This window comes from Achromobacter sp. RTa (genome assembly GCF_000757485.1).
Classification (GTDB): Bacteria; Pseudomonadota; Gammaproteobacteria; order Burkholderiales; family Burkholderiaceae_B; genus Achromobacter.
Genome location: NZ_JPYO01000004.1, coordinates 24,318 through 46,778, shown reverse-complemented (window position 1 = coordinate 46,778; position 22,461 = coordinate 24,318). Strand labels below are relative to the sequence as shown.

General features: G+C 65.1%; 24 protein-coding genes and 1 tRNA gene. 17 read left to right on the top strand and 8 right to left on the bottom strand.

Annotated elements, in window-relative coordinates; genetic code table 11:
- Window positions 1-8: 8 nt before the first annotated feature.
- Window positions 9-1,616 carry a winged helix-turn-helix domain-containing protein gene (locus JL37_RS02310; protein ID WP_043541702.1) on the bottom strand — a complete coding sequence of 536 codons (1,608 nt, stop codon included), beginning with the start codon at window positions 1,614-1,616 and terminating at the stop codon, window positions 9-11.
- 178 nt (window positions 1,617-1,794) lie between these two features.
- Between JL37_RS02310 and JL37_RS02305 the strand changes: the two genes are divergently transcribed.
- Window positions 1,795-2,544 (top strand): SDR family oxidoreductase, encoded by a 750-nt coding sequence (locus JL37_RS02305; RefSeq protein ID WP_043541701.1) that lies wholly within the window; start codon window positions 1,795-1,797, stop codon window positions 2,542-2,544.
- 115 nt (window positions 2,545-2,659) lie between these two features.
- Window positions 2,660-3,400, top strand: a complete 741-nt coding sequence (locus JL37_RS02300) for a LysR family transcriptional regulator (RefSeq protein ID WP_052096781.1) — start codon at window positions 2,660-2,662, stop codon at window positions 3,398-3,400.
- Here JL37_RS02300 and JL37_RS02295 read toward each other — a convergent pair.
- The 3 genes from JL37_RS02295 to JL37_RS02290 are packed head-to-tail and all read right to left on the bottom strand — an operon-like array spanning window position 3,387 to window position 5,747.
- Window positions 3,387-5,099: a cytochrome c biogenesis protein CcdA gene (locus JL37_RS02295; RefSeq protein WP_043541700.1), complete on the bottom strand. Its 1,713-nt coding sequence runs from the start codon at window positions 5,097-5,099 to the stop codon at window positions 3,387-3,389. The two genes, JL37_RS02300 and JL37_RS02295, sit on opposite strands and share 14 nt — an antisense overlap.
- 51 nt (window positions 5,100-5,150) lie before the next feature.
- The gene (locus tag JL37_RS30965; protein WP_255352845.1) at window positions 5,151-5,282 is read right to left on the bottom strand and encodes a hypothetical protein; all 132 of its coding nucleotides are present in this window, start codon (window positions 5,280-5,282) and stop codon (window positions 5,151-5,153) included.
- 12 nt (window positions 5,283-5,294) lie between these two features.
- Window positions 5,295-5,747 (bottom strand): Ohr family peroxiredoxin, encoded by a 453-nt coding sequence (locus JL37_RS02290; RefSeq protein WP_043541699.1) that lies wholly within the window; start codon window positions 5,745-5,747, stop codon window positions 5,295-5,297.
- Window positions 5,748-5,937: 190 nt separating this feature from the next.
- Here JL37_RS02290 and JL37_RS02285 point away from each other — a divergent pair, with 190 nt between their 5' ends.
- On the top strand, window positions 5,938-6,411 hold the full coding sequence (locus tag JL37_RS02285) for a MarR family winged helix-turn-helix transcriptional regulator (protein ID WP_043541813.1): 474 nt from the start codon (window positions 5,938-5,940) through the stop codon (window positions 6,409-6,411).
- 121 nt (window positions 6,412-6,532) lie between these two features.
- Window positions 6,533-7,585, top strand: a complete 1,053-nt coding sequence (locus JL37_RS02280; RefSeq protein ID WP_043541695.1) for an asparaginase — start codon at window positions 6,533-6,535, stop codon at window positions 7,583-7,585.
- Between the two features lie 388 nt (window positions 7,586-7,973).
- Here JL37_RS02280 and JL37_RS02275 read toward each other — a convergent pair whose 3' ends face one another.
- Window positions 7,974-8,405 (bottom strand): hypothetical protein, encoded by a 432-nt coding sequence (locus JL37_RS02275; RefSeq protein ID WP_043541812.1) that lies wholly within the window; start codon window positions 8,403-8,405, stop codon window positions 7,974-7,976.
- A gap of 188 nt (window positions 8,406-8,593) precedes the next feature.
- Here JL37_RS02275 and JL37_RS02270 point away from each other — a divergent pair, with 188 nt between their 5' ends.
- The 6 genes from JL37_RS02270 to pdxY all read left to right on the top strand — a co-directional run bounded on the left by JL37_RS02270 (window position 8,594) and on the right by pdxY (window position 12,985).
- A complete protein-coding gene (locus JL37_RS02270) occupies window positions 8,594-9,559 on the top strand; it encodes a tripartite tricarboxylate transporter substrate binding protein (RefSeq protein ID WP_043541693.1) in 966 nt (321 codons plus the stop codon).
- A 2-nt stretch (window positions 9,560-9,561) separates the two neighbouring features.
- On the top strand, window positions 9,562-10,203 hold the full coding sequence (locus JL37_RS02265) for a glutathione S-transferase family protein (RefSeq protein ID WP_043541692.1): 642 nt from the start codon (window positions 9,562-9,564) through the stop codon (window positions 10,201-10,203).
- Between the two features lie 24 nt (window positions 10,204-10,227).
- Complete coding sequence (locus JL37_RS02260) at window positions 10,228-11,010, top strand: aldolase (RefSeq protein ID WP_043541691.1); 783 nt, start codon at window positions 10,228-10,230, stop codon at window positions 11,008-11,010.
- 90 nt (window positions 11,011-11,100) lie between these two features.
- Window positions 11,101-11,655 carry a helix-turn-helix domain-containing protein gene (locus JL37_RS02255; RefSeq protein ID WP_043541689.1) on the top strand — a complete coding sequence of 185 codons (555 nt, stop codon included), beginning with the start codon at window positions 11,101-11,103 and terminating at the stop codon, window positions 11,653-11,655.
- A gap of 57 nt (window positions 11,656-11,712) precedes the next feature.
- Entirely contained in the window at window positions 11,713-12,078 is a 366-nt protein-coding gene (locus JL37_RS02250) for a cupin domain-containing protein (RefSeq protein WP_043541688.1), read from the top strand.
- A 43-nt stretch (window positions 12,079-12,121) separates the two neighbouring features.
- Window positions 12,122-12,985: a pyridoxal kinase gene (gene pdxY, locus JL37_RS02245; RefSeq protein WP_043541687.1), complete on the top strand. Its 864-nt coding sequence runs from the start codon at window positions 12,122-12,124 to the stop codon at window positions 12,983-12,985.
- A 12-nt stretch (window positions 12,986-12,997) separates the two neighbouring features.
- On the opposite strand, the gene JL37_RS02240 is transcribed toward pdxY, so the two are convergent.
- Both JL37_RS02240 and JL37_RS02235 read right to left on the bottom strand, forming a co-directional pair.
- Window positions 12,998-14,290, bottom strand: a complete 1,293-nt coding sequence (locus JL37_RS02240; protein ID WP_043541686.1) for a phospholipase A — start codon at window positions 14,288-14,290, stop codon at window positions 12,998-13,000.
- 147 nt (window positions 14,291-14,437) lie between these two features.
- On the bottom strand, window positions 14,438-15,940 hold the full coding sequence (locus JL37_RS02235) for an aldehyde dehydrogenase family protein (RefSeq protein WP_043541685.1): 1,503 nt from the start codon (window positions 15,938-15,940) through the stop codon (window positions 14,438-14,440).
- Window positions 15,941-16,121: 181 nt separating this feature from the next.
- Between JL37_RS02235 and JL37_RS02230 the strand changes: the two genes are divergently transcribed.
- The 7 genes from JL37_RS02230 (at window position 16,122) to JL37_RS02200 (ending at window position 21,282) form a co-directional block, all read left to right on the top strand.
- On the top strand, window positions 16,122-16,871 hold the full coding sequence (locus JL37_RS02230) for an amino acid ABC transporter ATP-binding protein (RefSeq protein WP_043541684.1): 750 nt from the start codon (window positions 16,122-16,124) through the stop codon (window positions 16,869-16,871).
- A gap of 147 nt (window positions 16,872-17,018) precedes the next feature.
- Entirely contained in the window at window positions 17,019-17,810 is a 792-nt protein-coding gene (locus JL37_RS02225) for an ABC transporter substrate-binding protein (RefSeq protein WP_043541683.1), read from the top strand.
- Window positions 17,811-17,814: 4 nt separating this feature from the next.
- Window positions 17,815-18,507: an amino acid ABC transporter permease gene (locus tag JL37_RS02220; protein ID WP_043541682.1), complete on the top strand. Its 693-nt coding sequence runs from the start codon at window positions 17,815-17,817 to the stop codon at window positions 18,505-18,507.
- Window positions 18,508-18,509: 2 nt separating this feature from the next.
- On the top strand, window positions 18,510-19,199 hold the full coding sequence (locus JL37_RS02215; protein ID WP_043541678.1) for an amino acid ABC transporter permease: 690 nt from the start codon (window positions 18,510-18,512) through the stop codon (window positions 19,197-19,199).
- Window positions 19,200-19,210: 11 nt separating this feature from the next.
- On the top strand, window positions 19,211-20,503 hold the full coding sequence (locus JL37_RS02210) for an FAD-binding oxidoreductase (protein WP_043541675.1): 1,293 nt from the start codon (window positions 19,211-19,213) through the stop codon (window positions 20,501-20,503).
- A gap of 12 nt (window positions 20,504-20,515) precedes the next feature.
- Window positions 20,516-21,100, top strand: coding sequence for a helix-turn-helix domain-containing protein (locus tag JL37_RS02205; RefSeq protein ID WP_043541673.1), 585 nt, complete (start codon window positions 20,516-20,518; stop codon window positions 21,098-21,100).
- 105 nt (window positions 21,101-21,205) lie between these two features.
- Window positions 21,206-21,282 (top strand) — tRNA-Arg (locus JL37_RS02200).
- 173 nt (window positions 21,283-21,455) lie between these two features.
- On the opposite strand, the gene JL37_RS02195 is transcribed toward JL37_RS02200, so the two are convergent.
- Window positions 21,456-22,364, bottom strand: a complete 909-nt coding sequence (locus JL37_RS02195; protein WP_043541671.1) for a LysR substrate-binding domain-containing protein — start codon at window positions 22,362-22,364, stop codon at window positions 21,456-21,458.
- Window positions 22,365-22,461 lie beyond the last annotated feature (97 nt).

The window sequence follows — 22,461 nt, the reverse complement described above, 5'->3', positions numbered from 1 at the left end:
GCCAATCGCTATTCCGGCAGCCCCGCCGCGCGCAGGCCGCTGGCCAATATGGCCAAACTCCGCGGCAGGCAGAAGGGCATCCAATCCGAGAGGGTGGACAGGCGCAGTGCGGGATTGATCTGGCGCAGATGCGCCAGCCCGCGCTCGGCCTCGTTGGCCCGCCCGGAAAGCGCATAGCTGGCCGTGCCGACCGCAACGGCCATCTGGAAGCTCGGCAGGTTTTGGTAGGCCTTTTCCGCCCATGACGCAGCTGCGTCGAAGTCCTCCAGGAAGAGGTGCGCGGCGGCCATTCCCGCCTGCATGCGATACAGTTCCGGGTCGCGCGGACTGAGCCGCATGGCATGTTTGAAGAACTCGACGGCATCCTCGATTTCGCCGCGCCACAGCCTGAGAAACGCTCCCAGGAACCAGGCTGCCGCCAGATTGGGATTGAGCCCAAGCGCTTTGTCCAGCAGTGCAATGGCGCCCGACGTGTCTCCGCCCAGCTGGCCCAGCGTATGTCCGCCCCGGGTCAGAGCAACCGCGTCATCCGGGCCCAGGTCGACAGCCAGGCGGCCCAGGCGGATACCCTCCGCGGTCTCTTTCTCGCGATCCGTCATCCAGTTGTTGACCCGGCGCCAGCAATGGCACCACGCCGCCATTGCATAGGCGGACGCATAATCCGGATCGGAGGCGATGGCCTTGTGGAACAGCTGCAATGCCTGGTCGATGGTTTCGCGGGTGCCCTGGTGGAGCTTGGCCATACCGCGCAGATAGTAATCGTAGGCGTCCAGGTTCTCGGTCGGCTTGCGCTGGGCGCGGTCGATCTCCGCCCGCTCCAGTTGGGGCGCGATAGCGCCCACGACGCTTTCGGTGATCTGGTCTTGCAGTTCGAAGATGTCGCCAAACACGCCCTCGAAGCGGCCCGCCCAATGCAGTATTCCCGTCGTCGCGTCGATCAATTGCGCCGAGGTGCGCACCCGGTTCGAGGACTTGCGCCAACTGCCTTCCAGCACATAGCGCACGCCAAGTTCACGGCCGACCTGCTTGATGTCCACGGTATGGCCCTTGTACGCAAAGCTCGAGTTGCGGGCCACCACGAAAAGCCAGCGGTATTGGGACAAGGCCGAGATGATGTCCTCGATCACGCCGTCAGACAGGTAGTCCTGTTCTGGGTCTCCGCTGAGATTGACGAACGGCAGGACGGCGATGGAAGGCTTGGCCGGGACGGCCGGTGCCGAGGCGGCAAATGCCTCGGAGGGGGCGGCCGTTGCGGGTCCGGAAGGGGTGGGCGAAAGCTCCGGCAGGTCTGCGGCTTTCGGCGGCTGCGCATCCGCCACCGCCGCCACGAACCGGAAACCCTTGCGGGCCACCGTTCGGATCACGCGCTGTTGTTGCCCGTCGTCGCCCACGGCCTTGCGAACCGCATTGATATGCGTGGCCAAGGTGGACTCCGATACGATCCGGCCCTGCCAGACGGCGTTGACGAGGTCGTCCCGGCTGACCACGCGGTCTCGATTCTCCATCAGATAGACCAGCACGTCGAATACCTTGGGCGCGGTGGAAACGGCGCTGGACGCCCGGAGAAGCTCCCGCCGGTCCAGGTCCAGCAGGCAGTTGTCAAAAGAAAATTGCATTCCGTACTCCTTGTGCCGTCTTCATGCGCCTGGCGTCAGGGGCGGGCGGCTGGACGAATGCGCAAGCCAAATCCAAGGGAAAGACAAGGCGGCAGCAAAGCCTTCCGCCCGGGTGCTAAGCATACTGCAAGCACCGGTCGCGATATTGGACGGACGGCATTCCAGCAAGGAGCGGAACATGAAAATCGTGGTTATCGGAGGTACCGGCCTGATTGGGTCGAATGTGGTGCGGCGCCTGCGCGCGAATGGTCATGAGATCGTTGCGGCATCGCCCAGGACGGGCGTGGACACCCTGACCGGCGCGGGCCTGGCCGAGGCGCTGGCCGGCGCGCAGGTTGTGGTGGACGTATCGAATTCTCCGTCGTTCGAGGACCGCGCGGTCATGGAGTTTTTCGATACGTCGGGGCGGAATCTGCTGGCGGCGGCGGCCCGGGCTGGTGTCGAACACTACGTCGCCCTGTCGGTGGTCGGCGCCGAGCGCCTGCCGGAAAGCGGCTACATGCGCGCCAAGGTGGCCCAGGAGAACCTGATCCGGGCGTCGAAGACTCCCTACACCATCCTGCGCGCCACCCAGTTCTTCGAGTTTGTCGAAGGCATCGTCAACTCGAGCGTGCAGGGCGACACGATCCGGCTGTCTCCTGCCTTGGTCCAGCCCATTGCGGCCGACGACGTGTCCGCAGTCCTGGCGGACCTGGCAGTTGCGACGCCGATAAATGGCATGGCCGAAGTGGGCGGGCCTGACCGCTACCCGCTGGACGAACTGGGACGCAAGTTCCTGGCTGCCCGAGGCGACAGGCGCGAAGTGGTTGCCGACGTGCATGCGCGCTATTTCGGCAGTGAACTGAACGATCGTTCGCTGGTTGCGGACGCGGATGCACACAAGGGGCAGACGCGCTTTCACAATTGGCTGGCCCGGCCGGCGGCCTGAGCCCTGCGTGCCCAGCTGCGGCTCCGTGCAAGAGCCAGGGTCTGGTCCTGAAGGGAGATCCACATCGTTTTTCGATTGAACGGGCAATTTGAACCGAAAGCCGGCAAGGACGCTCATGGAAACCCGCGGAATCTCCCTACAGGACATCCTCATCTTCGTGGAAGTGGTCAAGCACGACGGATTCTCATCCGCCGCTGCGATGCTGGACATGCCTGTCTCCACGGTATCCAGGCGATTGTCGATACTTGAGAGCCAACTCGGCGCGCCGCTTCTGGTCCGCACGACGCGCAAAGTCTCTCCCACGACGGTGGGCGCCCGGTATTTCGAGGAATGCGTCGGTCACGTCGAGGCCGCGCTCAGCGCTCATGAAGTCGTCCAGTCATACGTCGACCGGCCCGAAGGGACGCTGCGCGTTTCCATTCTTTCGAGCCTGACGGCAATACTCCCGGCTGTGGTCGCGGCAATGCGCCGCGATTATCCCAAAGTCAGGCTCGACATCGTGGTCGGGGGAGGGGAAACAGGACCCAACTCCGCACCCTTCGAGTTGCTTATCCGCGGGGGGGCCCAGCGCGACTCCCAGCTGATACAGCGTCCGATGTTGGACGTCAGGCGCATCCTGATCGCTTCGCGCGCTTACCTGAGCGGCTCCGGACGGCCAAGAACACCGGCTGACCTGTGCAACCATGAGCTGCTCACGGTCGCAATGGAGACAGACTGGGAGCTGCCCCCGACCACACTGTACGCGCTCTTTCAGACGCGGGTGGTTTCCGCTAGAGCCCAGGCGTTTCTGGACACCTTTACAGAGCTGCTCCTGGCTGGTCCGAAACACCCCTTGGCCTGCATCAGCCGAAAGTGAAAGCGTAAGCCTCGGCACCGGGCTCCAGGAACTCGATCTGGAAGATCCGGTCCCGGTCGGGTGCCTGCTGCCGGATGAGTTGATAGAGCTTCTGGCGGTCGATCACGCCTTCTCCCTGTTCATTGATGTCTGTCCCGTGATCGGCCTGCGGCGGCTGGCCGTCCAACGTGACGCGAAAACGCACAGGCCGGCCGTCTACAGAGGGGCCAAGCACCATGTGCAGGTCGCGTGCACGAAAGCGCTGGATGACGCGGCTGTTTTTCCCCGTGCCGACCGCGCGCTCGGCTTCCAGTTGCCATGATCCGGCAAGCGTCCATTGATTGGCGCCCAGATTGGCCGCGGGGGAATAGACCGTGTCCCTGCCCGGCCTGATCGGGGTGGCGCCCGAAGCGAAGCCCGTCGCCTTTTCATACCCCAGATAGCTCTCCCCGGAATGCAGCGCCGACAACAGTGGAGGAGCTTCCACGCCGCGCGCCCCGGGGTGAACGACATCTGCCTCAGGAAGGGGCCGACCCGCTTCCTCAAGCAGTTTTCGGATCATCCGCTCCGTCCGCTCGTAATCATGCTCGCCCGCAACGGCGTACCGCAAGCGGCCCTGGCCATCGAGCAGATAGAAAGCGGGCCAGGACTGGTTGCGGAACGAACGCCATATGCCGAACGCATTGTCCAGGGCGACGGGGTAGCGGATACCCAGATCCGCGACAGCCCGGCGCACATTGGATACGCTTTTCTCGAAAGCGAATTCGGGTGAGTGCACGCCTATTACTTGCAGCCCCGCGTCCTTGTATTTTTCGTGCCAGGTCTTCAGATAGGGGAGAGTGCGCAAGCAGTTGATGCACGAGTAGGTCCAGAAGTCGACCAGCACGATCTTGCCATCCAGGTCGCCCGCGCCGAGCGGACTCGAATTGAGCCAGCCGTTCGCGCTATGCAGCGACGCGAGCGGGCCCCGCGGGGTTGCCGGCGCCTTGGCGGATGCTTCCGCGCGGACCTGTTCCACCAATCGCTGCTCCAGCTGCGCGGCGCCAGGCGCAGAGGCGCTGGGGACGAGCGCGGGGTTCCAGTCGAGCGCGGGCAAGGCAACGCCGGCCAGCACCGCAGCGCCTGCAATCCGGCGCATGCCAGTGGCCATCGGCAGGAAGCGGCGGAGACCTGCCGCGATTCCGCGCCCCAGCCAGAGCGCCGCAGCCAGGGCCACCGCGGCGCCGCATGCGAACGAAAACAACAGCAGGGACGTCTGGATGTTGGCGCCGTTGAGCGCCGCGCCGGTCAGCAGCAGGCCCAGGATGGGGCCGGCGCACGGCGCCCACAGCAGGCCTGTGCCGATGCCCAGCCCGATGGACAGCAGCGGGGCCATGCGCGGCTGGGTGGACGCCGCGCCGGTCAAGCGCCGGCCCAGTGCGACCAATGGCCTGCTAAGCCAGTCGCCCACGGCAGGCATCAGGAGCGCGAGTCCGAAGAGCGCCAGCAGCCCCATCGCCGCGTAGCGCGCGCTCTCGTTGAGCGTCACCACCCATGCTCCGCCCACGGCTGCAAGGCTGGCGACCGCCGCGAAGGCGAGGGCCATGCTCGCCAGCAGCGGCAAGGCGTGGGTTCGGAAGGAGCCCGCCCCGCGGGCGAACACGAGCGGCAGGATAGGCAGGATGCATGGGCTCACTATCGTGAGGGCGCCGCCGAGAAAGGCAACAAGAATGATCAGCATGGGAATGCACCGCTTTCACATGGAGGTTGAAGAAGCGAGAGCGCGTGCCGCTCAGGACTCTCGCTTTTGCCGGCGCGGATCCAGATCCTTGCGCGCCGCGATGGTCTGGCAGCTCAGCGGGTTGCGCAGCTCGTGCGCCAGCCCGCCGGCAAACAGGATGAGCACGAGCAGGAGCTTGCGCATCTGGAGTTCCCTTCAGGACGTATGGACGGTCAGGGCCACGTCTATGTTGCCCCGGGTGGCCTTCGAGTACGGGCAGATCTCGTCGGCCGCGTGGGCAATACGTTCGGCCAGGGCCTGGTCCAGTCCGGGCAGGAATACGTCGAAGCGGGCCTGGAGCAGGTAGGCGCTGCCCGACATGCCCAGGTCCACTTCCACCTCCACCGCGCGATCGGCCGGCAACTGTGTCTTCATCTGCTTGGCGATGACCTCCAGCGCGCTGGTGTAGCAGGCGGACCAGGCGCCGGCGAAAAGCTGTTCGGCGGTCGGATGCGGCTGGATATCCTCGAACGCGTGGACCAGGTCCGGGTTGTTGGGGGATGAAAGGCGGATGTCGAGCCGTTCCTCGCCGCCCGCGGCAGCGCCGTTCCGGGCGAGGGTGGTATGAGTCTTGCCGGTCAATAGGACCTTCTGGATTCGGGTTGGCATCGTGGAGTCCTGGAAATTGATAATTTGTATCGTATTCGATTTGATCGAATGCGATTGAAGCGCATGGTAAGGAGAGCGAACGCTGGCGTCAATAGCCATCGCCGCGGAAATTCGTATCAAATCGTTTGCGACTGCATCGCATGCGATGTAAAGTGGCGCAATGAACAGATCCGATATCCATGAGGTGCAGATGAAGTCCAAGACCCCAAACGACCCGTCCCAGAGAAAGCTGGCGGAATTCCTCTGCTTCGCCGTCTATTCGACCAACCTGGCCTTCGGCCGCGTGTACCGCCCGATCCTCGATGCGCTTGGGCTCACCTATACGCAGTACGTGACCATGATTGCCCTCTTCGAGGAAGACGACCAAACCGTCAGCAGCCTGGGAGAAAAGCTCTTTCTTGAATCCAATACGCTTACGCCGATACTCAAGAAGCTGGAAGGCATGGGCTACCTGGCGCGCGTGCGGGACTCGGTGGACGAGCGGCTGGTGCGGGTGCGCCTGACCGAGGAAGGGCTGCTCCTGCGCGAGAAGACCGCCAGCATCAACCTGAGCGATGCCTGCGGACTCACGACCGACCAATTCACGTCCCTGAGGGAACAGGTCGTCGAACTGCGCAAGAACCTGGTCGAGGCGGCGCGCTCGAGCGGCGGTCAGGCGGGGTGAGTTTCAGCAGTCCAGGCTGAACACCGTGCTGGCCACGCGGAAAGCCCGCCGCCGCAAAACCTGATCGCGGAAAGCGAAGTGGCTAGAATGGGTTTTCCGTTCATCGTCCGGAGACCGTCCCATGAAACTGCAACTACGAGTTCTTTCGCTTTTTGCAATGTGCGCGATGTCGGCGGGCGCCGCCGCTGAAAGTCCGCCGGTTGTGCAGTTCATTGCCACGGGCGGCACGATTGCAATGAAGGTGGATCCCGTCACCAAGGGGGTGGTCCCCGCCATTTCGGGTGACGACTTGATGCAGACGGTGCCCGACGCGGCCAAATACGCCCGCATCGAAGTCAATAACTTCTCGGCGATGTCGGCGAATTATGTCGAACCGAAATGGTGGACGCGGTTGACCAGGTCGGTGGACGACGCCTTGGCGCGGCCTGAGGTGGCCGGCGTGGTGATCGCCCATGGCACGGATACGATGGAGGAGACCGCGTACTGGCTTGATCTGACCGTGAAATCCGATAAGCCGGTGATCCTGATCGGCGCGCAACGCAACGCGTCGTCCCCGGATTTCGACGGGCCGCGCAATCTGCTCAATGCGATCCGCATCGCCACCGCGCCGGATGCAAAAGGCAAGGGGGTGATGATTGCGATGAACAATCAGATCAACGCCGCGCGCACGGCGACCAAGACCCATACCGCCGATGTCGAGACGTTCAAATCGGGCGATTTCGGCTTTCTCGGTGAGGTTTGGTCGGACCGTGTGCAATTCTCGCGCACACCCTTGCGGCGGCAGCACATCGATATCGGCGACGGCGAAATGCCGCGCGTGGAGATCCTGCCGATGTTCGGCGGCGCCGATGGAGACTTGCTGCGCTACGCGGTGGACCAGGGCGCGAAGGGCATCGTGGTGCAGGCTGTGGGCATGGGAAACATGAACGTTTCGATGTTCGAGGCCGTGAAGTACGCGCTGGGCAAGAACGTGCCCGTCGTCATTTCGACCCGCGTGCCCAATGGCCGCACGATGCCGGTCTATGGCTTTCCCGGAGGAGGGAAAACCACTTTCGACGCCGGTGCGGTCATGGCGGGGGATCTCAGTCCGCAGAAGGCCCGGTTGCTGCTGATGCTGCTGTTGCATCAGGGGCAGAGCAGCAAGGAAGCGTTGCAGGCTGCGTTCGACCGCTGATTGGTGCGAGCGGGAGCCCCGACGCATGGAACCGGGCAGCGCTACAAGCCAGGACATCTGAAACCGTGTTGAAAGATGCCGGCTGCGCTCTGAAGAGCGCGGCCGGCATTTGACTTGAGCAGTCGGCTTCCTGCTTCTCCGGGATTGAGCAGCAGGAATAAAGTCCGCCTTTTCGGGAAGCAATATTTTCTGGTCGCTGATTCTTATTTCAGAGTGCGCGTATTTTGACGGGCGCCGTCTTAACCGCGCAGCATGTCGAACGGCGACTTGCCCGTGCTGGACCATCCCCGCTCTTGGCCAGGAGCGGACAGCCATCACGGTTGCTTATGGGCGCGTTCGACCCGCCAAAGGCAGTCCTAATTGCGGTTACCGCTCCAGCTCGACAAGCCTAGCGCATAACCCGGTGTACGCCGGACCGCAAAGCGGTGACCGCCAGCGCGATGGGCAGCACTATGCGCCATTGCCCCAGGAACAGCTCGCGGGTCGCTTCGCCTGGCGCCCAGGTGTTGCCGAACGCCTGCGGCGAAGGCGGCGCCAGGTACAGGGTGATTAGCGCGGCGGCAAAGGTCGCCAGGATACGCCAGGGTGACGATTGACGCAGCCTGACCGAACGCTCGGCCAGCGCTAGCGCAATCACGCCGGCCAACCCAGCCAGGACGGCCTCGACATAGAAATCGCGGGGACCGTAGGGGTAGGGCGCGTCAGGGATCAGCCAGCCGAAGGTGTCGGTCGACAGCACAGAAGTCAGGACCGCGCCGAACAGGGCGGCCGCCGAGGACAGGATCAGAAGGTCCAGGACGCGCATAAGGAGTTTGTGCATTCGGAAATGGCAGGAGGAATGGCTGGCGTTGCCCGCGAAAGCCAAATAGCGGACTTCAGCGCAAAAGGCGAACTTTACTCCCCTTTCTCAGGGATTTCCCTAGCTTTGTTTTCCTTGCGGAAAATCAATGCTCTATAGGACACTTTGTGTCATTGCGGAATCGATCCGCAGCACAAAGGGGAACCAGGATGAAGTATCGGAGCATGGCGGGCGCGTTGGCGCTGGCGGCGGCAATGGCGGGCGGTGGAGCCCAGGCGGCGTATCCGGAGCGGCCGATACGGCTGGTGGTGCCTTTCGGCGCCGGCGGGATCACGGATATCGTCGCGCGCCAGGTGGGCAAGGGCATGGGCGATGTGCTGGGGCAGGGCATCGTGGTGGAGAACAGGCCCGGCGCGGGCGGCGTGATCGCGGCGCAGGTCGCCGCCACGGCGCCGGCGGACGGCTATACGATCTTCATGGGCACGGTAGGCACGCAGGTGGTGAACCCGCTGATTTATAGCAAGCTGGCCTACGATGCGGGCAAGTTTGCGCCAGTGGGCATGGTGTCGGGTTCGCCCTATCTGCTGGCAGTGCGGGCGGACGTGCCAGCGGCCACGTTCGGCGAGTTCGTGGCTTACGCCAAGGCGCATCCCGCGAAGCTGAATTTCGGGTCGGCGGGCAATGCCAGCTCCCCGCACCTGGGCCTTGAATTGCTGAAGCTCACCGCGGGCGTGGACATCATGCACGTGCCATTCAAGAGCGGAAGCGAGGCGGTGAATGCCGCGATTGGCGGGCAGGTCGACGTGGTGATGGACGCCAGCCCCGTGATCATGCCGCACGCGGCGTCGGGCAAACTGCGCGCGTTGGCGGTTGCCGCCGACAAGCGCCTGCCGTCCGCGCCCGAGGTTCCGGCCGCCGGCGAGGTGGGCGATCCCGGCCTGCAGATCAGTTCCTGGAATGCGTTCTTCGCGCCGGCCGGCACGCCTGCCGACGTGCTGGAAAAATTGAGCGCAGCCTTGCAGAAAACCTTGTCGTCGCCCGAGCTGAGGGAACGGCTGGCGTCGCAGGGTACGCAGTTGTATGACGGGACGCCCGCCGAGTACCAGCGCTTCATCGCCGGCGAAAAGGCAAAATGGGCCGATATCGTGAAGCGCGCCAACATCAAGATGGACTGAGCATGATCTCGACACCTCATCCTTTGGCCGGCAAGCGGCTGGAACTGGCCGACACGCTGCGTTCGGGCAATGCCTGGAAGATCCGGCTGGCCTGCGGCTACATGGGCCTGCCGCTCGCGCGGCGCACCTTCGATATCGTCTGCGGCGACCTGGAAACGGAAGCGTTCGCGCGCATCAATCCGTGGCGCCAGGTTCCCGTCCTGCTGACGCCGGAGGGAGAATGGCTGGCGGAGTCGCAGGCGATCCTCTGGTACCTCGGCCAGGGTACCCCGTGGCTGCCGGCGGACCGCCTGGCGCAGGCGCAGGTCGCCAGCTGGCTGAGTTTCGAGCAGACGCAGCACATGCACGCCTTCGCGCAGCCGCGGCTATTGATTCATTTGCGGAGGACGGCGCAGGTGGATGACCCCGCCATGAAGGCATGGCGCGAGGTCGGCCTGAAGGCGGCGGCATGGATGGACGCGCATCTGGCGGGCCGGGCCTATCTGATCGGGGCCGAGCCCACCATCGCGGACATCGCATTGTTCCCCTACACGAGCATGGCGGCGGAGGGGGGCTACGACCTGTCCGGCTTCGCCCATATCGACGCCTGGCTGGCGCGCATGCGCGCCTTGCCCGGTTTTACGCCGTTGATCGAAGCGGCATGATTGACTGAATCCGATGGAGAAATGATGGCCGATACGATGCACTTGGGAAAAGACGAACTGATCGCGCGGGCGAAGGCCGAGATGCAGCGCCAGTTCGAGACGCCCGAATGGAGCCTGCGCGAGCGTCTGGCGCTGACCTGCCGCATCCTGTTCGACGGCGGGCACGATTCGGGGCTGGCGGGGCAGATCACCGCGCGCGCGCCCGAACCCGACCGCTATTTCACGCAGCGCCTGGGCCTGGGCTTTGACGAGATCACCGCCAGCAATCTGTTGCTGGTGGACGAGGATCTGCGGGTGCAGGAGGGCGGGGGCATGCCCAATCCGGCCAACCGCTTCCATTCCTGGATCTATCGTGCGCGCCCTGACGTGAATTGCATCATCCACACGCATCCGCTGCATGCCGCGTCGCTGTCGATGCTGGAAGTGCCCCTGGAGATCTCGCACATGGACAACTGTCCGCTGTACGACGACGTGGCCTTCCTGAAGGATTGGCCCGGCGTGCCGGTGGGCAACGAAGAGGGCGAGATCATCTCGGCGGCGCTGGGGGCCAAGCGCGCCATCCTGCTGTCGCACCATGGCATGCTGGTCGCGGCCGGGTCGGTCGAGGAGGCTTGCGTGCTGGCCCTGCAGTTCGAGCGCGCCGCGCGCATGCAGCTGCTGGCCATGGCCGCGGGCAAGATCCAGCCCATCCCGGCGGCCCTGGGCCGCGAGGCCCATGACTGGATCCTGACGCCGAAGCGTTCGCAGGTGGGCTTTTCCTATTACGCGCGGCGGGCGCTGCGTGCCCATCCCGACGTGCTGGCCTAGGGCCGCCAGGACCGGCAGGAGCGGAGCGGCTCGACGGCCGGGCGGGTTTCGGGCATTCTTGGCGGTTGTGTTTCGCAACCTCCACCGTCCATGATCGACCTGCCGCACCGTCTGCGCGCTCTGCGCCGCCAGCAAGCCCTGTCCCTGGAGCAGTTGGCCCAGCGCACCGGACTGACCAAAAGCTACCTCTCGAAGCTGGAGCGCGGCCTGAGCGAGCCGTCCATTTCCACCGTGCTGAGATTGGCCGAGGCCTATGGCCTGGGCGTGTCGCAGTTGGTGGGGGCGGACGACGCGGCGCAGGAAGAGGTGGTCAGCGTCGTCCGGGTGGCCGACCGCGAGGCGCTGCAGCGCCGGGGCCTGGGCAGCGAATACCATTATGAATCGCTGGCCGGGCGCCGCAAGGTCAAGGCGATGGAGCCCTTCGTGGTGCATCCTCCGCGCGAGTTCCCCGATGCCGCCGCCGTGTTTCCGCACCCCGGAGAGGAATTCCTGCTGGTGCTCAAGGGAGCCATCGAAGTCCACGTGGGCGAGCGCCAGTTCCGCCTGGAAACCGGCGATTCCGTCTACTTCGATTCGGAACTGCCCCACCGCATGCGCACCGTCAGCCGCGCCATGGCCGAAGTGCTGGTGGTGGCGGCGCACTGAGCCCGGCCGAGTCTGCCGCATAATGTCCGTACGGATACAGAAGAGACAGGAATCACCATGAAAAACGACCAATCGCGGCTCGTCCGCATCGATGCAGGTCCCATGAAGAATCCGGTGCCCGGCAAGCCCCGCCGCCCGATTTCCGGCGACGCGGCGTTCCGTACGGTAACCGCCTTCGAGGGCAATGGCGGCAAGGCCGAAGCCGGCGTATGGGAAAGCACGGCGGGCGTCTTCCAGTCCAACACGACGGGCTATATCGAATTCGGCTACATCACCGAAGGTTCGGCCCGCCTGGTCGACCCGGACGGCACCGTGCACGAGCTGACCGTGGGCGAGGCCTTCGTCATGCCCGAAGGCTATACCGGACGCTGGGAAGTGGACCAGTTCGTCAAAAAGATCTATTTCATTACCCGCATGGCATAGCGCCACGCGCACCAGAACGCGCTTCCTTCCAGGAGCAAGCCCCATGACCGCAATTCCCGCTGCCCCCGCGCCGGGCGCAGCGCTGCCCGCCGTTACCGCGCAGGTGGATATCGTTTCCATTCAATCCCAGGTGGTCTATGGATATGTCGGCAATAACGCCGCCATGCCCGTCTTCCGCAAGGCGGGCCTGCGCGCGATCGCCGTGCCTACCGTCATCCTGAGCAATACGCCGCACTATCCGACCTTGCACGGCGGGGCGACGCCCCTGGACTGGTTCGAAGGGCTGCTGCAGGGGCTGGACGAGCGCGGCGTCACCAAGGTGGCGCGCGCCGTGGTCTGCGGCTACCTGGGCCAGCCGGGCCAGGCCGGCCTGCTGGCGGGTTGGCTGCCCGCCCTGCGCGCGGCGCGGCCGGGGCTGAAAGTGCATATCGATCCGGTCATGGGCGACCGCAACGACGGCCTGTACGTGGACGAAGGGCTGGTCGCCCAGTACCGCGCGCTGCTGGTGCCATTGGCCGATGGCATGACGCCCAATCATTTCGAGCTGGAACTGCTGGTGGGCCGCGCCCTGTCGTCCATGGCCGAGGTGGTGGCCGCCGCGCGCGAGCTGATCGCGCTCGGCCCCAGCTGGATCATCGTGACCAGCGCGGCGCCCATGGAGGCCGAGGCCGGCACGCTGCAACTGGCAGTGGTTACGCGCGGCGAGGCCACGGTGGTGACGCACCCGGAAATCGCCATTCCGCCGTCGGTGCACGGCACGGGCGACGTATTCATGGCCAGTGTGACCGCCAGGCTGCTGAACGGAACGGATCTGGTCCAGGCCGCGCGCGAGGCGGCGGCCCAGGTCACTGTCACGCTGGAGCGCACCCGAGAGCTGGCCTGGGAAGAACTGGCCGTCGAGGAATAGCGGCCAGCGGGCTCAGGGCACCAGCGAAAGGCCGATGCGGAACTGCGATTCGTTGCGCTGGTTGTAGCCCAGCAGCGTTTCGCCGTAGCCGTTGAAATACTGCAGGTGCAGGTAGCCGTTCATGTTCAGCCACGTGCGCTGCAGCGGCCAGGCGAAATCCAGTTGGGTGGTGCGGCGCTTCTGGTCGCCCTGGCGGTACAGGGCCGAGACCACGGCGCCGTTGTCCTGGGCCCAGCGCAGCTGCCAGTCGACATGGCCCGCATAGTCGGAGTAGTCGCTGTTCTCGCTCGCCACGCCGAAATAGGCCTTGATCCTGGGCGCGAAGGTAAGCGTGCTGCCGCCGTCGAAGCGATAGTGGAAGCGGGGCTCGATATAGCCGTCGTTGAGCGAGCGGGAGTCGGCGCCGTCCTTGCCGTTGGAGTTGTGCTCCACCCCCGTGTTCATGCCGAAGCGCCAATTCTGGCTGGCGGAAGACCATATGTTGTCGGACAGCCAGAAGGCGCTGGGGTTGAACGTGGTGTCGATGAAGGGCATGGAGTCGCCCTGCAGGTCCCACAGCGAGGTCTGGGTATAGGCCAGGTAGAAATTCTCGTCCCAGGTGGGCTGCCTTCCGCCCGCGGGGCTGAAGAGGCGGTACTTGGCGCTGATCTGGAACCGGGCGGTGGTCTGCCCGCGGGTGCCGATGTCGAAATACACCGGCTTGTATTCGGAGATGGAGCTGCGGAAGCGGTCGAACGCGGTCTGCTGCTGCACGGTGGGCACGGCGCTTGCATCGGGCGAAGGCCCGCCCTCGGGCGACGCGCCGACCGCGGTGACGGCGGCAACGGGCACGGGCTGGCCGCTGTTCGGATCCACCACGGGCCCTTGCGCGGGGGTGCTGGCCAGCGTGCCGCTGTCGCGGCCGGTGGCGTCCAGCGCCATCATCGCGGGCTGGCCTTCGATGGACACGGCTTGCAGGCCGTGCGCCGTGGCGGGCACGACGGCCGTCCACGCCATGCGCGCGAAGCTGTTGACCGGCACGCTGAAGCTGGCGGCGCCGCCGCGCAGCTTGGCCAGGCTGCGCACGATCTGGCCGTCCTGGCCTCGCCATTGCAGCACCAGTTCGGGCGGCGCTTCCCACGTGACGCGGGCGGTGTCTTCATTGAAGTACACGGCCTCGATGGTGACAGTCTCGCCGGGGGCGGCCGACGGACGGTCCAGCCTGTACGACACGCCCGCGGCAGCGGTGCCGGCGACGCCCATGGCGAGGGCGGCGGCCAAGGCGCGCATGGACAGGACGGGTCGGGCGGGACGGCTTATATGCATAGGGACATAACCTGGCTTTGTGACGAGGAAATGTAGCACCGACCCCGGCAACAGTTTGTAAGGCAGGCTAATCGTATGTAGAAAGCGTAAGCCCCCGCGCGTTGTCGACAATGCGCGGGGGCTTGCGGGGCGGGGGTACCCGAGAGGCTATTCGCCGAATTTGATGCCCTGGGCCAGCGGCAGCTGGCGCGAATAGTTGATCGTGTTGGTGGCGCGGCGCATGTAGTTGCGCCATGCGTCCGAACCCGACTCGCGGCCTCCGCCGGTTTCCTTTTCTCCGCCGAATGCGCCGCCGATTTCGGCGCCCGAGGTGCCGATGTTGACGTTGGCGATGCCGCAGTCCGAACCCGCCGCCGACAGGAAGGTCTCGGCTTCGCGCAGGTCATTGGTGAAGATGGCCGAGGACAGCCCTTGCGGCACGCCGTTCTGCATGGCCAGCGCCTGGCTGAAATCGGCGTAGCGCATCACGTAGAGAATGGGCGCGAAGGTCTCGTGGCACACCACGTCGGTTTGGCCGGGCATCTCGGCGATGGCGGGGCGCACGTACCAGGCATCGGGGTATTCGTCGGCCAGCACGCGTTCGCCGCCGGTCACCTTGCCGCCTTGCTCGCGCGCGGCGTTCAGCGCGGCCTGCATGGCGTCGTAAGAGTTGCGGTCGATGAGCGGGCCGACCAGCTTGGCGCCGTCCAGCGGATTGCCGATGGGCGCGCTGGCGTAGGCCTTGTGCAGGCGCTGCATCAGGTCGTCCGCCACGCTTTCGTGCACGATCAGGCGGCGCGTGGTGGTGCAGCGCTGGCCTGCCGTGCCGATGGCGCCGAACACGATGCCGCGGGCGGCCATGTCCAGATCGGCGGTCGGGCCGACGATGATGGCGTTGTTGCCGCCCAGCTCCAGCAGCACGCGGCCGAAGCGCTGGGCCACGCGCGGGCCCACCTGGCGGCCCATGCGGGTCGATCCGGTGGCCGATACCAGCGCCACGGCATGCGAATCCACCAGCGCCTCGCCGATCTCGCGTCCGCCGATCAGCACTTCGGACAGGCCGGCGGGCGCATCGCCGAAGCGCTGCGCGGCCTGGGCGAAAAGGGCTTGGCAGGCCAGCGCGGTCAACGGCGTTTTTTCCGACGGCTTCCATACCACGGCGTTGCCGCAGACCAGCGCCAGCGCTGTATTCCAGGACCACACGGCCACCGGGAAGTTGAACGCGCTGATCACGCCGACCACGCCCAGCGGATGCCAGGTTTCCATCATGCGGTGGCCGGGGCGTTCCGACGCGATGGTCAGGCCGTACAGTTGGCGCGACAAACCCACGGCGAAGTCGCAGATATCGATCATCTCCTGCACTTCGCCTTCGCCTTCCGCGATGATCTTGCCCGCTTCCAGGCTGACGAGGCGGCCCAGCTCGCGCTTGTGCTGGCGCAGGATGTCGCCGAACAGGCGCACCAGTTCGCCGCGGCGCGGCGCGGGGACGTCGCGCCATGCCAGGCTGGCCTGGCGCGCGCGCGTGATGGCCGAATGCGCCTGCGCGACGGTATGTTCGTGGACCCGGGCCAGTTCGGCCCCGTCGATCGGACTGCGTGCGCTCAGCGTTCCGCCGGTCAGCGAGTCCGGGTTCAACCCGAGCGCGCGCAAGATGTCTTGGGGAGTATCCATGCCGGTTCCTTCGCTTAAGGGTTATGCCTAAGTGGCGATTCTGGAAAAAAATTTACTATACGAAACTCCAGCCTGAAATGCGAAACCTTTTTGATCGCCCCTCATGCGCACTGATGCGCGGAGGCAGCCAGGCGCCAGGCGCGATCCAGCGTGTGGCGCCCACACTTTCCAGGGTGAAACCGTGGCGGAACCGTTGTTGGTTGTCCAGGCAGTCACCAAGACCTATCAGCGCGATGGGCAGGCCCCGCATCGGGCCCTGGACGGCATCGATTGCCAACTCGGCCGGGGCGAGGTCATGGTGGTGGTGGGGCCGTCGGGCTCCGGCAAAAGCACCTTGCTGCGCACGCTGAACGGGCTGGAAAGCATAGACAGCGGGGCCATCCGCGTGGACGGCGTGTCCCTCACCGACCCCGCGACCGACGTCAATCGCTGGCGCACCGAGGTCGGCATGGTGTTCCAGCATTTCAACCTGTTCCAACACCGTACCGCGCTGGACAACGTCGCGCTACCCCAACGCGTGGTGCGCGGGCGCGGGCGGGCGGAGGCCGAGCGCTACGCCCGCGAACTGCTGGGCAGGGTGGGCATGGCCGACTATGGCGGCCGTTATCCCAGCCAACTGTCCGGCGGCCAGCAACAGCGCGTGGCCATCGCCCGCGCGCTTGCCATGGATCCCAAGCTGATGCTGTTCGACGAGGCGACCTCGGCGCTGGATCCCGAGACCGTGGGCGGCATCCTCGAACTGATGCGCGCCCTGGCGGGCGACGGCATGACCATGGCGGTGGTGACGCACGAAATGGGTTTCGCCCGCGACGTGGCTGACCGCGCCTTGTTCATGGACGCCGGCCGTATCGTGGAAATCGGCACGCCCGACGAGGTTTTTTGCCACCCCAAGGAAGCTCGCACCCGCGCCTTCCTGGAGAAGATTCTGTAGTCCCAGCAGCAAGGAAGCAACGTAGCGGGCTGTCCGCGCGCGGCGCGGCGCCCAGGATAACCAGGCCGGTCCGGCTGATCCGGGCGCTGCCGGCGCGATGTGCTTTGCCCGGAATGAGATGAGTCCATTCACCACAAGGGGTTAGACATGCTGAAAATCAAACAATGGCTGGGCGTCGCCGGCTTTGCCCTGGCAGCCGCGGCGGTTGCCGTGCCGGCCCAGGCCGACGAGCTGGCGGACATCCTCAAGCGCGGCGAACTCCGCGTCGCCGTGCAGACGTCGGGGCCGCTGATGAGCTTCATGGACAAGAGCGGCAAGCGCACCGGCCTGGCCGTGGAAGTGGCCAAGCGCATGGCCGACGACCTGGGCGTGAAGCTGGTGCTGCAGGACTACGAGTGGAAGGGCCTGATCCCGGCCCTGCTGTCCGGCAAGGCCGATATGGTGGCGGCCGACATGACGCCCACGCCGCAGCGCGCGGCCCAGGTGCTGTTCTCGCTGCCGATGTTCTACGCCGACACGGTGGCCGTGGTGCCCAAGGATTCTCCCTACAAGTCCTACGCCGAACTCGACAAGGAAGGCGTGACCGTGGGCGTGCTGGGCGCAAGCACGTACGCGGAAGTGGGCAAGAAGATGCTGCCCAAGGCCACCATGAAAGAGTTCTCGGGCGGCAGCGCGCCGGTGGGGCAGGCCCTGTCCAGCGGCCGGCTGGACGCCGGCATCATGTCCTTGTCCACCGCCAATCAGTTCCTGGTCGACTTCGGCAATCTGCGCGTGCTGGACGGCATCATGGTGCGCGAGCCCCTGGCCTTCGCCGTCGGCCCCAACGCCTTCCGCCTGAAGTTCTGGCTGGACAACTGGCAAACGCTGAAGACCGCCGACAACACGCTGCCCGAACAGGTGAAGTACTGGTACTCCACCGATTGGAAGAAAGACCACTGAGCCCATGGACTGGCTGATCGATTTCTATAACTGGCGCATCGTCAGCCAGTACGCGGGCCAGTTCGCGACCGGCCTGGGCAACACCCTCATCGCGGCGGGCGCCAGCCTGGCGCTGTCAGTGTTGGCGGGCATCCCGATCGCGCTTGCGCATATGTCGTCGCGGGGCGCCGTCTGGCGGCCCGTGGCGGCCTATGTGCAGTTCATCCGCTCCACGCCGCTGCTGGTCCAGATCTACCTGGTCTACTACGCGGTGCCCATGCTGGTCCCCGGGGCCAAGGGCTGGAGCGAAATGCTGCTGGGCATCATCGCGATGACCCTGCACCACGCGGCCTACATGAGCGAGATCATCCGCGTGGGAATAGAGTCCGTGCCTCGCGGCCAGATCGAAGGCGCGAAAGCCTGCGGCATGAACTACCGCCAGCGCCTGCGCTACGTCGTGCTGCCGCAGGCTTTCGCCAACACGCTGCCGCCCCTGCTGGGCCAGACCGCCGTGCTGATCAAGGACACCTCGTTGCTGTCTCTGATCACCGTGTTCGAACTGGTCGCCGCCGGCGTGCAGATGAACAGCGACCGCATCGTGCCCAACGAGAGTTTCCTGACCATCGCCGCGGGCTATCTGTTGATCTACGGCTGCATGCTGCTGTTGTCGCGGGGAGTGAGCCTCTGGCTTGCGGGCCCCGCCTGGAATGCGAGGTAAGCATGCTGGATTCCTATCTTTCCACCGCCGGCGTCGTGCTGCCCTTCCTGCTGAAGGGCTTCTGGGAAACCCTGAAGATCTCCTTCGTCGCGATCATCGCCGGGTCCTTGCTGGGCTTCGTCATCGGCGTGATCCGCAGCTACCGCATCCGCGGCGTGCACCAACTGCTGGGGTTGTACATCCACATCCTGCGCGGCACGCCATTCCTGGTGCAGCTCTACATCTTTTATTTCGTGCTGCCCAGTTCCGGCATCGAGATGCTTCACTGGGATTCCGCCACGGCGGCTTTCGTGTCGCTGTCGGTGTACACGTCCTGCTATGTGGCGGAGATCGTCATGGGCGCCATCCAGGCCGTGCCGCGCGGCCAGACCGAGGGCGCGATGACGCTGGGCCTGAAGCCGCTCCAGATCCTGTGGCTGGTCATCCTGCCGCAGGCCATGCGCCTGATAGTGCAGCCCATGAGCGGCGTCTACGTGATGCTGATCAAGAGCACCGCCATCCTGTCCGTGGTCGGCATCACGGAGCTGACGAGGCAGGGTGAGGTCTTCATCATCACCTTCCCGGCCAAATCGCTGTTCATCTACGGCATGATCGCCGCCATCTATTTTATTTACTGCTACCCGCTGCTGCGCCTGGCCAACTGGCTTGAAAAACGGCTGACCGGCGGCCTGCAGGGCGCAAGCCTGCACTGACACGGAGCATCATGGCATCCGAGTACATCGACACCTACTACCGGCGCACGCTGGCCGATGCCGATACCTACTATCCGCCGCTGGCGGGCGCGGACAGCGCCGACGTCTGTGTGGTGGGAGGCGGGCTGGCCGGCCTGTCGACCGCGCTGGAGCTGGCGCGCCGCGGCCGCGGGGTGACCCTGCTGGAAGGACGGCGCATCGCCTGGGGCGCGTCGGGCCGCAACGGCGGATCGGTGTCCCCGGCCTTTTCCGCGGGCGCGGACGCCATCCGCCGGCACGTGGACGAGGATCACTACCGCCAGCTCTACAGGCTTTCCATGGAAGGCGTGGAGATCATCCGGGCCAACATCCGGGACCTGGCCATCGAAGACGCGCGCAAGGTGGACGGCCGCCTGCGGGTGGTGCGCTACGAAGCGACCGATTCCCTGCGGCAATGGTGCGATGACCAGCAGCGCGAATTCGGCCGGGACGTGCGTTTCCTGACCCGCAACGAGGTGCGCGAGCGCCTGCTGTCCGATGTCTACTTCCAGGGTATCGAGGATCCAACCTCCTTCCACTTCCATCCCTTGAACTATGCCCGCGCGTTGGCTCGGGAGTGCGCGCGGCTGGGCGTGCGCATCCATGAGGATTCCGCGGTCACTCAGGTCGAGCTCAATGGCGCGGTCAAGCGCCTGAAGACCGGCCAGGGCCAGGTCGACGCCCGCAGCGTGGTGCTGGCCACCGGCGGCTACACGGATGGGCTGGTGCCGGCGCTGCGCCGCGCGATGCTGCCGATCGCCACCTACATCATGCTGACCGAACCGTTGGGCGACCGCGTCCGGGACGCCATCCGCAGCACCGCCGCCATCGGCGACGACCGCCGCGCCGGCAACTACTATCGCGTGCTCGATGGCGGCCGCATCGGCTGGGGCAGTAGAATCACCACCCGTGTCGACGACCCGCCCGACCTGGCCGACTCGCTGCGCCGCGAACTCCTCTCCGTCTATCCGCAATTGAAGGGGCTGCGGGTCGAGGCGGCGTGGTCCGGCCGCATGGCGTACGCGCGGCACCTGATGCCTCAGATCGGGCAGTTGGCGCCGGATGTCTGGTACTGCACGGCGTTCGGCGGGCACGGCATGAACACCACCTCGATCGGCGGCCGGGTGGTCGCCGAAGGGATCACCGGCGATACCCAGCGCTACAAGCTATTCGCACCCTTCGGGCTTGCCTGGAACGGCGGCGGCTTCGGCACGGCGGCGGTTCAACTTACTTATTGGTCTTACCAGGCGCGCGACTGGTGGCGGGAGCGGCGGTCGCGGGCATGACAGGGTGTATAGATGGAAGGCAACAAACAGAGCGTGTTGGCACAACGGCTGCGAGCCCTGCGCCAGGCGCGGACCTGGACCCTGAAGCAGGCGGCCGCGGCCACCGGCGTGTCCGCGTCCACGTTGTCCAAGATCGAGAACGGCCTGCTTTCGCCCACCTATGACAACCTGATCAAGATCGCGGGGGGGCTGGAGCTGGACGTGGCCGAGCTGTTCACCGCGTCCGACGCCCACATGGGCACCGGGCGCCGCAGCTTGAGCCGGCAGGGGGAAGGGCGCCAGTACGAAACGCCGTACTACGACCATCGCCTGCTCTGCACGGCGCTGTCGCACAAGCGCATGATGCCCTTCCATACCCGCGTGAAGGCCCGCGCTTTCGAGGAATTCCACGACTGGAGCCGCCACCGCGGGGAGGAATTCGTCTATGTCCTGGAGGGCGAGGTCCAGCTCTACACCGAGTTCTACGAGCCCGCCCGCCTGAAGGCCGGCGAGAGCTTCTACATAGACAGCCGCATGGGCCACCGGGTGATCAGCCTGAGCAAGGAAGACGCGGTGGTGCTGTGGGTGTCCACGCACGCGGATATCGGCGAAGAATAGGGGCCTGGCCCGCGCCGATGGCCTGAATACGGGCCGGCCGCCCAAGTCGTCCGCAACAAGGTAAAATGCGGCGCCCGGATCGTTTCCGGGTCCACACCACACCGCGCGGCAGTAGCTCAGCTGGATAGAGCACGGGCCTTCTAAGCCTGAGGTCGGGGGTTCGAGCCCCTCCTGCCGCGCCACAATCCTCAATAACGGCAACATGGCCACCCGCTGGGCGTTCCGGGCGAGGGTGCGACCAATTTTCGCAGCCTGGGCGGCTGCGTAACGCAGCCGTCCGGGTAATCGACAGCTCCATGAGATCTCCCCGAGGGAGACGGCTTCGCGTAACGCCTCCAGGGGCTGCGTTCGAGGCTCAGTTGCCGCCGACTCCTGCGCGATCCAGTAGAAGTTCCGCAAATGCTCTCGGTGCGGGGGCCAAGTCGATCGTTGCCCGCTCGACCAGGCACATGTCGGACTCCGGTATGGGTTCGACGACTGTAATGCTCTCCAGATGCCGGCTTAGAGACAGTTTCTGCAAAATAATGCGTGGAGCCAGGAACAGATAGTTGGAACTGGCGATCAAATCCAGTGTGTCGAAAAGAGATTCGACGCTGCCCACCATTTTGGGCGTGCCCAGTGCATTGCGTGCGAACCAGTCTGCAAGGCGATTCGTTGGCGTGCCGACTCGGCCGAACGGGCGCGTATTTACCCATTCCGCGTCTTGAAGCTGATGTATCGATCGGGCGTCGCGCAGCGGATGTCCCTTGCGGCAAAGAACGCATGGGTCGGATTTATCCAGAAACGTGCTTCGGAAGTCACCGGTGTCGGTGCCCGCGGAAATCAACGTCAACGCAAAATCCAGCTTGCCTTCGCGCAACGCCGACAACAGCAGCGTTGAGGGACCTGCGCTCATGTGCACCGATACCCGAGGATGCTGGCGCCGGAATTCCTGCAGCACCGGGGGCAGCAGACGTCCGAAGACTTCAGATGACACCCCTACGTTGATCGAGCCTGAAAGATCGCCGTGCAACTGTTGAAAAATCTGTTCGGCCCGCTCGCATTCACCCAGGATGATGCGTGCGCGCGCCAGCAGTTCGGCGCCTTCGGGTGTTAGCGATATACCCCTGGCCGCTCGTATGAACAGCCTCGCACCGAGGCTTTCTTCAAGGCGCTTGATTTGCTGCGTCAGGCCGCTTTGCTCCATGGACAGGTGGCGGGCAGCGGCCCGGATGCTGCCGTGTTCGACAACTTCCACAAAAGCGCGCAATTGGTTCAGGGTCATGCGGGGTGAGTATATTAAGTAATCGAGATAACAATAGTAGTATCTTGTGCACTCACAGGTCCATCCCTAGACTGCCGTTCATTACCTGACACATAGC